Genomic DNA, 12640 nt, shown 5'->3' with positions numbered 1-12640 from the left:
ATACCCGTCGCCCGCGCCCGCCCGCCGTGCGCGCCGGTTACCGCATGATGGTTCCGGCGCTGTCGAGCACGAAGTCGACGCAGAACACGACGAGCCGGCTCTGCGCGCGGATCGCGACGGCGGCCGTATAGCAGTCGCGGCCTTCCGTCAGCGAGAAGTGCGGGCCCATCAGCGCGACGCGCCCCGGGGCGGCGATCGCGCGCTGGAAATACGGGCGTCGCGACCAGTTGCTGTGGGTTTCCGGGAACAGCGGCGAGAGGCGGGTCACGCTCGCCTGGCTGTCGTCGAGCGGTGCGCCGATCGACGGCAGGAACTGTTCGCCGGTCTCGTCCGTGACGAACACGCGACGCGCGGCCGGCACCGCGAACACGCGTTGCGCGGCGTCCTGTAGGTTGCCGCTCGCCGAAAACGCGGCCGCGCCGGTGAGCACGAGCCGTTCGATCGCGTCGAAGCCCGGCTGCTCGGCGGTCGCCGGCGTGTGCCGGCGGGCGATGAAGCGCCGCCACGCGGCATCGAGCATCGCGGGCGCCGCCGCGCTCGCGTGTGCGATCGATGCATCGGGCTGACCGAACTGGAAACCCTGCACGAAATCGATGTCGGCTTCCATCAGCGCCTGCAGCGCGTCGTCGCTTTCGACGCCTTCGGCCAGCACCATCGCGCCGGCCTGGTGCAGCATCGACACGAGGTGATGCATGATGCGGCGATCGTCGGCCGAGGCGGTCGAACGCTCGACGAGCGAGCGGTCGAGCTTCACGATGTCGGGCCGCGCCCGCCACACGCGGTCGAAGTTCGAGAAACCGGTGCCGAAATCGTCGATCGCGATCAGGAAATCGCGATGCTGGATCATGTCGATCGTGCGGGCGAGCGCGGCTTCGTCGCGCGCCGGCTGCTCGACCACTTCCAGCACGATGCGGTTCGGCGGCAGCGCGAAATGCCGGCACAGCGCCTCGACGAACTCGCGCTGCACGAGGCCCGTGTCGAGCACGCGCGGCGTCACGTTCAGGAACAGCCAGCCGTCGCCGATTCCCTGCGTGACGAAGTTGGCCGTGTGCAGGCAGCGCGCGAGCCGGTCGAGCAGCAGCGCGTCGGCGTCGCCGCGGGTCTTGTCGAAGAGGGCGGTGGGCGACACCAGCGTGCCGTTGCCGTCGACGACGCGCAGCAGCGCCTCGTAGCCGACGACGCGCTTGTGCGTGATCGACAGCACGGGCTGGAACACGCTGCGCAATGTCGTGGTGCGATAGGTGGCGAGCCAGCCGTGGGGCGTCGGTGTGAGGCGTTCGAGCAGCGCGTCGAGCGACAGGTCGCGGGTGGACTTCATGTCAACGGTGCCCGGGAACGGGCGGCGGGGCGGCCGCGCACCGCCACGCCGATGCAGCCGCATGCGCAGGCGGACGCGAAAGAACGTGGGGCATCGAAACCGCCTTCTGCGGATAAGTTTTCCGAGTGTAACGGGATTGCCGCGGCGCGCGTATCAGGGTAACTCCAGACGCAAACGGTACACCGCGATTCCGGCCCGCGCGCAGCGGCGCGGCGACCGACGCCGCATGCATGCGTACGGTGCATGACCATCGCGAAACGAAGCGCGCCGCAGCGGCAGATGACAATCCCGCGACAGGGCGGCGGCGTGACCATGCGTCGCTGCCGCGCGATGCGCAGGCTGATGCGGGAAATCCCGCCGGCCGGCGGCCCCCGTCAGACGAATGAGTCGAATGAGTCGAATGCCCGCGCGCCGCAGTGCGATCGGCGGCGCGTGGGCACACCCGCGTCGCGTCGCCACCGGCATTGCCGCGCGACGGGCGACGGGCGACCGGCGGCGGTTCGTGCGCGCCCGGCGCGCCGATCGTCAGGCCGCCTCGCCGCCGCGCGGTCGGACGCCGGGAATCCGCTTGATCACGCCGGTTGCGAGCGCGGTGCCGACGAGCACGATCGCGCAGCCTTCGATCATCACGACCGACACGTGTTCGCCGAGGAACAGCGCGCCCCACAGCAGCCCGAACACGGGGATCACGAACGTCACGGTAATCGCGCGGGCAGGCCCGACATGCGCGATCAGGTAGAAGAAGATGAAATACGCGATGCCCGTGCACGCGACGCCGAGGGCGAGCACCGACCCCCATGCGTGCGCGCCGACCGGCGCGGCCGGCCACGTCGCGATCGCGAACGGCAGCAGCAGGACGGTCGAGCCGATCATGCTGCCGGCTGCGTTGACGAGCGGATCGACGCCGCCGAGCTTGCGTTTCGTATAGTTGGCCGCGATGCCGTACAGCAGCGTCGCGCCGAGCGCGGCCGCCGCGGCGAGCGCGGTCGCGCTGGCGCCCGTGTCGCCGTGCGCGTTCGCGATCTGGTTCCACACGAGCGTGAGCACGCCGGCAAACCCGATGACGAGGCCGAGCGCGCGCGGCAGCGACAGCTTGTCCTTCAGCCACAGGTAAGCGACGAGCGCGCCCCACAGCGGCGTCGTCGCGTTGATCACCGACGTCACGCCGGCCGACAGCGTCAGCTCGGCGAACGCGAACAGGCAGAACGGGATGCCCGAATTCAGCGCGCCGACGACGAACAGCGGCCACGCATGACGGCGCAGACGGGCGCCGAGATCGGCGGGTTTGAAGCGCGTCAGCGCGAAGCCCGCGAGAAACAGCGCGCCGATGCCCACGCGCAGCGCCATTAGTGGCGCGACGCCGAAATCGACCACGCCGATCCGGATGAACAGGAAGGATGCGCCCCACAGGGCGGCGAGCACGGTCAGCAGGAAAGCGTTCTTGGGCGACATCGATCGGCGAGGGCGGGGACGGGATGCGGAGAATCTTACACCGCGTTACCGCGCCGTCGTTTCACGATCGGATGAAACGACAAGAAACGGGAATCCGCCGCTTGCCACCGGCGGCGGAACGCCGACCGCGCGGCGCGGCCGATCAGTGATGACGCCAGCCGCCGCGTCCGCCGAAGCCGAAATTGAGCGACAGCGCCGGGCCCCAATAACTGCCCCATGCGGGCGCATACGCAGGCGCCGGATAGTAGTAGGCCGGGCCCGGATCGACATACACGGGCGCGGGCTGTACCGGCACCGGCGCCGCCGTGTAATAGCCGTACGGGTAGTAGCAGCCGGCAAGCGTCGCGCAGGCAAGCGCTGCGGCGACGAAGGTCCTGTTCATGATGTGTCTCCGGCGGAGCCGGCTATCGGCAGATGCTTCAAGCTTAGGCCGAGTACTAATGACACGGTATGAAAAACGGTAACCGATCATTTCGGGGTGGCGTCCGCGCCTGTTGCATCGCCGCATGCGAAAACGGCGCTTCCGCAGTGCGGAAACGCCGTTGAACCGACTGGCCGATGGCTGGGCGACGCCCAACCGGCCGATGTCGGGCTGCTTACTTGCCGATCTGGTTACCGATGATGCCGCCGGCCGCCGCGCCGCCCAGCGTCGACAGCGCGTTGCCGCCGATCGCCGCGCCGGCGACGCCGCCGACACCCGCACCGATTGCCGTATCGCGCTGGCGTCGCGACATCGAATCGCAGGCCGACAGGCTGGCTACCGTCGCGACGAGGAGAGCGCATACCCCAAAACGCCGAATCGAGTTCATGATCGTTGTCCTTGTGGTAGTGAACGGAAGGCGCACAACCGCCTGGCGGCCGCGCATGTCCCCAATCTACGCGCCGTCCCGCGGCGCTACTGTAAGGACTTGTTAAGGCTCGCGCGGTTTCGTAATCAATTGTTTCGCCTGGGCCGGCAGGCACGCGGCATGCGCAAAAAAGCCCGCTCGAAAGCGGGCTTTGTGCGTCGCGATACGAGCCGGTGCGGCTCGCTGCGCGCTTACTGACGGTGGTAGATCTCGGCGCCGGTCTTCACGAACTCGACCGCCTTGACCTCCATCCCTTTCTTCAGCGCTTCGGTTTCCGACACGCCCTGCTGCGCCGCGAATTCGCGCACGTCCTGCGTGATCTTCATCGAGCAGAAATGCGGGCCGCACATCGAGCAGAAGTGCGCGACCTTCGCCGAATCCTTCGGCAGCGTTTCGTCGTGGAATTCGCGCGCCTTGTCCGGGTCGAGACCGATATTGAACTGATCTTCCCAGCGGAACTCGAAGCGCGCCTTCGACAGCGCGTTGTCGCGCACCTGCGCGCCCGGATGACCCTTGGCGAGGTCGGCCGCGTGCGCGGCGAGCTTGTACGTGATGATCCCTTCCTTCACGTCGTCCTTGTTCGGCAGGCCGAGGTGTTCCTTCGGCGTCACGTAACACAGCATCGCGGTGCCGAACCAGCCGATCATCGCGGCGCCGATGCCCGACGTGATGTGGTCGTAGCCCGGCGCGATGTCGGTGGTCAGCGGCCCGAGCGTGTAGAACGGCGCTTCCTTGCACCAGTCGAGCTGCAGATCCATGTTCTCCTTGATCAACTGCATCGGCACGTGGCCGGGGCCTTCGATCATCACCTGAACGTCGTGCTTCCACGCGATCTGCGTGAGCTCGCCGAGCGTCTTCAGTTCGCCGAGCTGCGCTTCGTCGTTCGCGTCGTAGATCGAGCCGGGGCGCAGGCCGTCGCCGAGCGAGAAGCTCACGTCGTACGCCTTCATGATCTCGCAGATCTCTTCGAAGTGTTCGTACAGGAAGCTTTCCTTGTGATGCGCGAGGCACCACTTCGCCATGATCGAGCCGCCGCGCGACACGATGCCCGTCATCCGGTTCGCGGTGAGCGGCACGTACTGCAGGCGCACGCCCGCGTGGATCGTGAAATAGTCGACGCCTTGCTCGGCCTGCTCGATCAGCGTGTCGCGGAAGATTTCCCAGGTCAGGTCCTCGGCCTTGCCGTTGACCTTTTCCAGCGCCTGGTAAATCGGCACCGTGCCGATCGGCACCGGGCTGTTGCGGATGATCCACTCGCGCGTTTCATGGATGTGCTTGCCGGTCGACAGGTCCATCACCGTGTCGCCGCCCCAGCGGATCGCCCACGTCATCTTGTCGACTTCCTCGCCGATCGACGACGTGACGGCCGAGTTGCCGATGTTCGCGTTGATCTTCACGAGGAAGTTGCGGCCGATGATCATCGGCTCGGATTCCGGGTGGTTGATGTTCGCCGGGATGATCGCGCGGCCGCGCGCGATTTCGTCGCGCACGAATTCCGGCGTGATCTCGGCGAGCGCGTTCGCGCCGAAGGCCGCGGCGCCGAACGCCTGGCCCGGGTGCTGGCGGCCCATCATCGCGGCGAGTTTCGCGCCGTTCGGGCCGCTCGACTTCAGGCTCTCGATGTACTCGGCGCGGCGCTGGTTCTCGCGGATCGCGATGTATTCCATTTCCGGCGTGATGATGCCCTGACGCGCGTAGTGCATCTGCGTCACGTTCTTGCCGGGCTGCGCGCGGCGCGGGTTGCGGTGCAGGCCTGGGAAACGCAGCTCGGCCGTGGCCGGATCGGCCGCGCGCTCGAGGCCGTACTGGCTCGACAGGCCGGGGAGCACCTCGGTGTCGCCGCGCGCTTCGATCCAGCGCTGGCGCAGCGCGGGCAGGCCCGCGCGGATGTCGATCTTCGCGTCCGGATCGGTGTAGGGGCCCGACGTGTCGTACACGTAGATCGGCGGATTCTTCTCGCCGCCGAAGCCGGTCGGCGTGTCGGCCTGCGTGATCTCGCGCATCGGCACGCGGATGTCGGGCTGCGAGCCGGTGACATACACCTTGCGCGAATTGGGCAGCGGCGCGACGGCAGCGGCGTCGACGTGGGCGTCGGCAGACAGAAACTTCGGATTGGCGTTCATGCAATCTCCTGTGTGAGCGCCGGACAGGCGCTTCGGCGCTTGCCCGGAGCCCTTGACGAATGTGGGGCTCGAGCTAAGCAGGAGACGAGGCTTGGTGAGGCGGCGGGTTTCGTCAGAAGGATGGCGGCGAAATCCGTACGCTTCCCTGCGCTGGCATTATCCAGATCAGGTTCAAAGGGTATTTCTCACCCGCAATGCCGGTTGTTTGACCGAACGCATTGCAGGACCCCCGCGTTAGCAAGGGCACACGATACACCGGGTTTGCGGCGGTTTCAACCGGGACGGATCGTTCGCGCGCGTGCGGTTGCAGCATGACGGGCCGCGGCGGTCCGGCGCCCCGGCCGGCGGCGCTCGCGCGGTGCAGCAACGCGCGTCTTCGCACGACCTAAAATAAATTTTGCCGCGACTGTCATTTCCCGCGACGTGCGCCGTCTATTCGGCTCCTCAAACCCATGTTTCGGAGAAGTGTCATGAAAAAAGTACTGATTGCCGCCTGCGTTGCTGCCCTCGCCACGGTTGCCACGGGCGCGTATGCGCAGAACGACGCGATGTCGAAGGACGATTCGTCGATGTCGAAGGACGCGATGGGCCACGACGCGATGGCGAAGGACGGCGCGATGAAGAAGGACGGCATGAAGAAGCACGCGATGAAGAAGGATGCGATGAAGAAGGACGCGATGGGCCACGACGCAATGTCGAAGGGCGACGCGATGAAGAAGGACACCATGAGCCCGTCGAACTGACCGATACGTGCGGGGCGCGGCCGGCTGCGGGCCGCATCGCGTCCCGGCGCATCACTCCCGGAGTCTTCATCATGCAAACCGTCCCTGCCACGGATCGCGCACCGGCGACGCCGCCCACGCGCACGATCCATCCGCCGTGGGTGCGTGTGAGTCACTGGCTCAACGCGCTCGCGGCGATCCTGATGGCGTTGTCCGGCTGGCGCATCTACGATGCGTCGCCGATCTATCCGTCGTTCACGTTCGCGCACGGCATCACGCTCGGCGGCTGGCTCGGCGGCGCGCTGCAATGGCATTTCGCGGCGATGTGGCTGCTGGTCGGCAACGGGCTGTTCTATCTCGCGATGTCGATCGCGACGGGGCGCTTCGCGCGCAAGTTGCTGCCCGTGACGCCTGCGTCGGTGTGGCGCGACGTGCGCGCCGCGCTCGGCGGGCGGCTGGCGCACGACGACCTGAGCGTCTACAACGCGGTGCAGCGTGCCGCGTACCTGACCGCGATCGTCGATCTCGTCGTGCTGGTGCTGTCGGGGCTCACGATCTGGAAATCGGTGCAATTCCCGCTGCTGCGCGAGCTGTTCGGCGGTTACGACAACGCGCGCATCGTGCACTTCTGGGCGATGTCGCTGCTGGTCGCTTTCTTTGTCGTTCATGTCGCGATGGCGCTGCTGGTACCGCGCTCGCTGCTCGCGATGCTGCGCGGCCGCTGACCCGCAAGCCGCGGGCGAAGGAAATCATCATGTCGGAATCCGAAAAAAACCGTAGCGAGCCGCGCTGGACGCTCGACCGGAAATCGCTCGAACTCGACGTGCGCCGCGAGCTCGAGATGCCGTCGCGGCGGCTCTTCAACCGGCGCGTGCTGACGCTCGGCGGCCTCACGATGCTGACTGGCTGCACGCTGAAGGACGACGCGTCGGTCAATACGTTCCTCGAGACAGTGTCGCGCATGAACGATCGCGTGCAGGCGTGGCTGTTCAACCCCGGCCAGCTCGCGCCGACCTACACCGAGGCCGACATCACGCGCCCGTTCCCGTTCAATGCGTATTACGGAATCGACGACGTGCCGCACGTCGACGAATCGTCCTATCGGCTCATGCTGTCCGGCCGCGTGACGGGCAAGCGCGTGTGGACGCTCGACGAGCTTCGGGCGCTGCCGCACGCGGAACAGATCACGCGGCATATCTGCGTGGAAGGGTGGAGTGCGATCGGCCGCTGGGGCGGCACGCCGTTCGGCGCGTTTCTCGCACGCGCGGGTGCCGATACCGGTGCGAAATACGTCGGCTTCAAATGTGCCGACGACTACTACGAAAGCATCGACATGCCGACCGCGCTGCATCCGCAGACGCTGCTCGCGTTCGACTACGACGGCCGCCGGCTGCCGCCGGAATTCGGCTTCCCGATGAAGCTGCGGATGCCGACCAAGCTCGGCTACAAGAACCCGAAGCACATCATGGAAATCTTCGTGACCGATACGTTCCCCGGTGGCTACTGGGTCGATCAGGGCTACAACTGGTTCGGCGGATCGTGAGCGGGGCGTGTGCCGTGCGCATGCGTCACGCGGATTCGCGCACCTGGAGATCGACGCGCAGGCTGACTGCCGCGGCCATGTTCACGAGCGCGTCGAGCCCGAACAGGTTGATCTTGCCGCGCATCAGGTCGGAGACGCGCGGCTGTGTGACGCCCAGTTGCGTCGCGGCCTCGGCCTGGCTCAGTTCGAGCCGCGCGATGCGATGCTTGAGCGCGATCATCAGTTCGGAGCGCAGCTTCATGTTCGCGGCCTGCGCCGGCTCGCTTTCGATTGCGTCCCAGACGTTCGCGTAACGTTCATTGGTCATCGTTTCAACTCCATCATCAGCGACCGATAGCGGCGGGCGGCGAGGTCGATATCGGTCTTGTTCGTGCGCGACGATTGCTTGCGGAAGCAGTGCAGGACGTAGACGGCTGCGGCGAAAGTCGCGACGTAGACGATCCGGAATGCGCCGCTCGCATCGCGCAGGCGAATTTCCCGCACACCGACGCCGATGGTGCGCATCGGTTTCCAGTCGTCGGGCGCGAGGCCGCGCTGCACCTGGTCGATCTGGTGGCCGGCTTCGCGTCGCGCGGGCAGCGGAAAGCCGCGGAGATCGGCCAGCGCGGTGCCGACGAAAACGACCGGCTTCGGCGGAAGAATGTCTGGATTATACAAAATTTTGTATGGGTGGTGTGAGTGTCGGAGAAAGGCTGCGCGCGCCCGCAGGCGGGCATGCCGTCCGTCACGATAGACGCGACGCGAGCACCGGCGCGCATGACTGGTCGTCAGGCCGATGCTGGATCAACGGCTGCGCATGGTGACGCCGGCATGCCTCCCATCCGCCGGCAATCCCCGCATTGCGTATCCGGCCCTGGATTTCACCGGTCCGTCGTCCGCAAAATGTCGCGCCGAAACATCAGTCGATATGCTTTCAGACATGTCCGACGATGCTTTCGAATCCTTGATGCCATAATGCCGAGCGTGTGCAGCCGACGCGGTTGCGCACGTTTTTTTTGCCCCGTTTTTTGCCCTTTTGCCGCCGCTTGCCGGTTCTCTTTCGTCGCCGTTCGCACTGCCATGTCGTTCCGCACGTTCGCTCTGCCTTCCCGGTCCCGCGTGGACCGTTTGCCGGCATTGCCGGCGTCTTTCAGCGGAGCACGCGGCGTGACGTGCGGGCGGGCTGCACGATGACGCCGCTCGACCGCCTCCTCGATTTCCTCGCCCGCTTTTCGTTCCGGATCCGCCTGCCGCAAAGCCGCGGCGGCCGGGTGGCGCTGGCGCTCGTCTTCATCTATTTCGTCTGGGGCTCGACCTACAGCGGGCTGCATTTCGCGCTGCAGTCGTTCCCGCCGCTGCTGCTGTCGGGGCTGCGCAACCTGCTCGGCGGGATCGGCCTGTTCATCTTCGCGCTGCGGCGCAAGCCCGAATGGCCGACGCTGCTGGAAATCCGCAACTCGGCGATCGTCGGCACGATGCTCGTCGCGTTGTCGTCCGGCACGATCGCGCTCGGCATGCGCACGGTCAGCAGCGGTTCGGCCGCGGTGATGGTGGCCACGGTGCCGCTGTTCGCGACCGTGATCGCGGCGGTGGCCGGGCGGCCGGTGACGAAGGGCGAATGGGCGGCCGTCGCGCTCGGGATGGTCGGCATCGTCGTGCTGAATTCGAGCGGCTCGGCCGTCGCGAACTCGGCGCTCGGCACGATCTGCGTGCTGGCCGGCGCGCTGTTCTGGGCGGGCGGCGCGCATCTCGCGACGCGGCTCAAGCTGCCGTCCGACCTGTTTCTGTCGACGTCGCTGCAGATCGGCCTTGGCGGGCTGATGTCGACGATCGTCGCGTGGCTGCTCGGCGAACGCGTCGAACAGCTGGCCGTCGGGCCGGTGTTCGCGTTCGTGTACCTGATGGTGTTCTGCACGATGGCCGCGTATGTCGCGTACGGCTACCTGATTCGCCACACGAGCCCGATCATCGCGAGCAGCTGCATGTACGTGAACCCGATCGTCGCGGTCGCGCTCGGTGCGCTGCTGCTGGGTGAACCGGTGACGATGGCGACCGTGGTCGCGACCGTCGCGATCCTCGGCAGCGTCGGGTTGTCGTTCGTGTTCGATCCGGCGCGCCGGCCAGCGGCGGCAGCCGCGGCTGCCAGTTCGCCGGCCGTGGCGGCCGAGCAGGCGGTGACGGCGGACGTTTCGTCCGTCGCCGAGCCGATCGCCGCGCCGGATGCGGCGCCGATCCTCGCGCCTTCCGCCGTCCCGCTCGCGGTGCCGACGCCCGCGGCGGTGATGGATCCCGCCGCGGTGATCGACCCGGCCCCGGCGTTCGCGCCGCCGCCCGCCGCCGCCGAGCCGGCCGCCTCGCGCACCGACGCGTGACGCCGCGGTGGCCGGTCGCGCTCAGCCGCGCCGGCCGCCGCGATGGTGGGACCAGCCGGCGAGCGCGGTAAACAGCAGGCCGGCCGCGCACATGCCGGTCCAGCCGAACGCGCGCCATGCAGCGACGCCGGCCGACGAGCCGAGCGCGCCGCCGATGAAATAGCACACCATGTACACCGTGTTGACGCGGCTGCGCGCGTCGGGCTTCAGCGCATAGATGCGCGACTGGTTCGAGATCTGCGCGGCCTGTACGCCCACGTCGAGCACGATCACGCCGATCACGAGCCCGACGAGGCTCGAACCCGACAGCGCGAAGATCACGAACGACAGCGCGAGCAGCGCGATCGCGAGCGAGATGATCGCGCGCGGGCCGCGCGTGTCCGCGAAGCGGCCCGCATACGGTGCGGCGAGCGCGCCCGCGGCCCCGACGATCCCGAACAGGCCGGCTGCCTGCGGGCCGAGATGGAACGGCGCGCCGGCGAGCAGCAGCGTGAGCACCGGCCAGAACGCGCTGAACGCCGCGAACAGCGCGGCGCCCGTCAGCGATGCCTCGCGCAGCCCGCGCAACTCGACGGCCAGATGCCACATCGAGCCGAGCAGCTTGCCGTACGACAGCGTCGACGTCGGCGAGCTGCGCGGCAGCCGCAGCACGATCACGACGGCGAGTGCGAGGAGCGCCGCGACCGATGCGGCGAACACCGCGCGCCAGCCGAAATACTCGGCGACGAAGCCGGCGGCGGTACGCGCGAGCAGGATGCCGAGCAGCAGGCCGCTCATCACGGTGCCGACCGCGTGGCCGCGTTCGGCCGGCGGCGCGATTTCGGCGGCGAACGGCACGGCCTGCTGCGCGATGGTCGCGAGGATGCCGATCGCGAGGCTTGCGACCGCGAGTACGACGAGCGACGGCGCGGTGGCCGCCGCGATCAGCGCGATCGACAGCCCGGCGATCTGCAGCAGGATCAGCCCGCGGCGATCGAAACGGTCGCCGAGCGGCGCGAGCAGGAACATGCCGGCCGCATAGCCGAGCTGCGTCGCGGTCGGTACCGCGCCGATCCATGACGCGCCGTCCGGAAAGGACGAGCGGAAGCTGTCGAGCAGCGGCTGGTTGTAGTAGATGTTCGCGACCGACACGCCCGCGATCGTCGCGAGCAGCAACAGCAGGCTGCGCGAGTAGTGGGGCGAGGCGGCGTCGGTCGGACGGTCGGTGGAGGCGGTGGACATGGCGGCGGGCACGGAGTGGGGCGGCGCGGCAGGCGGCGCACGCATCGGGTGCGCAGGTAGGCCGGGCGCCGGTCGAGGCTGCCGATCATACCGGAGCGACGTGAATCCTGCCGGCGGCAAGCCGGCAAGCCGGCAAGCCGACACGACGGCAGGCACGACGGCAGGCACGGCGACACGACGGCACAACGGGCCGGCCGCCGCCCATCACGGCACGCGCTTCACGTCGTCAGTCGACCAGTTCGCCCGTCGGCTCGTAGAACGGATACGGCCCCGCGCCTTCGTCCACATAGACGTGATGCGACGTCATCCCCGTATCGGGTGCATGACGATGGACCGCGAACGCCGGTGGTTCGAGCCGGAAGGCGGACGGCGCATCGCTCCGCAGGTCGAAGGCGACCTGGTGCGCGGGCGACGGCACCGCGCACGCGAGCGTGCCGCCGAAGCGCGTGAACATCGTTCGATGCACGTGACCGCACAGCACGCGCTCGACGTTCGGATAACCGCGCAGCAGCGCGTCGAGTTTCTCGGCGGCGGCGGGCGTGAGACGCAGCTTGTCCATGTGGCCGATGCCCGACACGAACGGCGGGTGATGCAGCGCGACGATTACCGGGCGGTCGCGCGCGGCGTCGAGCTGCGCGGCGAGCCACGCGAGCCGCGCGTCGCACAGGTCGCCGTGGCTCGCGCCCGGCACCTGCGAATCGAGCGCGAGCACGCGCACCGCGCCGACGTCGAGCGCGTACTGCACGAATTCACCGTCGTGCAATTCGGCGCGATCGGCGAACGCGCGGCGCAGCCCGGCGCGGTCGTCGTGATTGCCGATCATCAGGTAATACGGAATCTCGAGCGCCGCGAGCAGCCCGCGCAGGTTGCCGTACTCTTCGTCGTGGCCGAAGTCGGTCAGGTCGCCGGTGACGAGCACGGCGTCGGGGCGCGGCACGAGTGCGTTCAGCTTCGCGATGCAGCGGGCGAGCGCGGCCGCCGTGTCGACGCGCCGGTACGCGAGCTGGCCCGGGCGCTTGATGTGGAGATCGCTGATTTGAGCAAGCAGCATCGTCGTTCCTC

General features: G+C 68.0%; 13 protein-coding genes and 1 riboswitch. Of the genes, 4 read left to right on the top strand and 9 right to left on the bottom strand.

Features of this window, described 5'->3' with window-relative positions:
* Positions 1–37 precede the first annotated feature (37 nt).
* The 5 genes from HWW87_RS10280 to thiC form a co-directional block, all read right to left on the bottom strand.
* Positions 38–1318: an EAL domain-containing protein gene (locus HWW87_RS10280; RefSeq protein WP_175820197.1), complete on the bottom strand. Its 1281-nt coding sequence runs from the start codon at positions 1316–1318 to the stop codon at positions 38–40.
* Between the two features lie 525 nt (positions 1319–1843).
* A complete protein-coding gene (locus HWW87_RS10275) occupies positions 1844–2770 on the bottom strand; it encodes a DMT family transporter (protein ID WP_175820196.1) in 927 nt (308 codons plus the stop codon).
* Positions 2771–2912: 142 nt separating this feature from the next.
* Positions 2913–3152: a hypothetical protein gene (locus tag HWW87_RS10270; RefSeq protein WP_175820195.1), complete on the bottom strand. Its 240-nt coding sequence runs from the start codon at positions 3150–3152 to the stop codon at positions 2913–2915.
* Between the two features lie 214 nt (positions 3153–3366).
* Entirely contained in the window at positions 3367–3579 is a 213-nt protein-coding gene (locus tag HWW87_RS10265) for a glycine zipper 2TM domain-containing protein (protein ID WP_059573926.1), read from the bottom strand.
* A gap of 230 nt (positions 3580–3809) precedes the next feature.
* Positions 3810–5741: a phosphomethylpyrimidine synthase ThiC gene (thiC, locus tag HWW87_RS10260; protein ID WP_011545021.1), complete on the bottom strand. Its 1932-nt coding sequence runs from the start codon at positions 5739–5741 to the stop codon at positions 3810–3812.
* A gap of 124 nt (positions 5742–5865) precedes the next feature.
* Positions 5866–5982, bottom strand: a riboswitch (TPP riboswitch).
* Positions 5983–6211: 229 nt separating this feature from the next.
* Here thiC and HWW87_RS10255 point away from each other — a divergent pair.
* The 3 genes from HWW87_RS10255 to HWW87_RS10245 all read left to right on the top strand — a co-directional run bounded on the left by HWW87_RS10255 (position 6212) and on the right by HWW87_RS10245 (position 8006).
* On the top strand, positions 6212–6484 hold the full coding sequence (locus tag HWW87_RS10255; protein WP_175820194.1) for a pentapeptide MXKDX repeat protein: 273 nt from the start codon (positions 6212–6214) through the stop codon (positions 6482–6484).
* Positions 6485–6555: 71 nt separating this feature from the next.
* The gene (locus HWW87_RS10250) at positions 6556–7188 is read left to right on the top strand and encodes a cytochrome b/b6 domain-containing protein (protein ID WP_174430649.1); all 633 of its coding nucleotides are present in this window, start codon (positions 6556–6558) and stop codon (positions 7186–7188) included.
* A 29-nt stretch (positions 7189–7217) separates the two neighbouring features.
* On the top strand, positions 7218–8006 hold the full coding sequence (locus tag HWW87_RS10245; RefSeq protein WP_175820193.1) for a molybdopterin-dependent oxidoreductase: 789 nt from the start codon (positions 7218–7220) through the stop codon (positions 8004–8006).
* A 25-nt stretch (positions 8007–8031) separates the two neighbouring features.
* Here HWW87_RS10245 and HWW87_RS10240 read toward each other — a convergent pair whose 3' ends face one another.
* Together HWW87_RS10240 and HWW87_RS10235 are read right to left on the bottom strand one after the other, a co-directional pair.
* Positions 8032–8313 (bottom strand): XRE family transcriptional regulator, encoded by a 282-nt coding sequence (locus HWW87_RS10240; RefSeq protein WP_175820192.1) that lies wholly within the window; start codon positions 8311–8313, stop codon positions 8032–8034.
* Entirely contained in the window at positions 8310–8663 is a 354-nt protein-coding gene (locus HWW87_RS10235) for a type II toxin-antitoxin system RelE/ParE family toxin (RefSeq protein ID WP_174430646.1), read from the bottom strand. Before HWW87_RS10235 ends, HWW87_RS10240 begins: the two co-directional genes overlap by 4 nt.
* 512 nt (positions 8664–9175) lie before the next feature.
* Between HWW87_RS10235 and HWW87_RS10230 the strand changes: the two genes are divergently transcribed.
* Positions 9176–10357 (top strand): EamA family transporter, encoded by a 1182-nt coding sequence (locus HWW87_RS10230; protein ID WP_175820191.1) that lies wholly within the window; start codon positions 9176–9178, stop codon positions 10355–10357.
* A 21-nt stretch (positions 10358–10378) separates the two neighbouring features.
* Here the strand turns inward: HWW87_RS10230 and HWW87_RS10225 are convergent, their stop codons facing one another.
* Together HWW87_RS10225 and HWW87_RS10220 are read right to left on the bottom strand one after the other, a co-directional pair.
* Positions 10379–11578: an MFS transporter gene (locus HWW87_RS10225; RefSeq protein WP_175820190.1), complete on the bottom strand. Its 1200-nt coding sequence runs from the start codon at positions 11576–11578 to the stop codon at positions 10379–10381.
* Between the two features lie 226 nt (positions 11579–11804).
* Positions 11805–12629, bottom strand: coding sequence for a phosphodiesterase (locus HWW87_RS10220; RefSeq protein ID WP_175820189.1), 825 nt, complete (start codon positions 12627–12629; stop codon positions 11805–11807).
* Positions 12630–12640: the final 11 nt, after the last annotated feature.

The organism is Burkholderia sp. BCC0419 (genome assembly GCF_902830285.1).
Taxonomy (GTDB): domain Bacteria; phylum Pseudomonadota; class Gammaproteobacteria; order Burkholderiales; family Burkholderiaceae; genus Burkholderia.
This window is presented reverse-complemented; position numbering and strand designations above follow the sequence as displayed.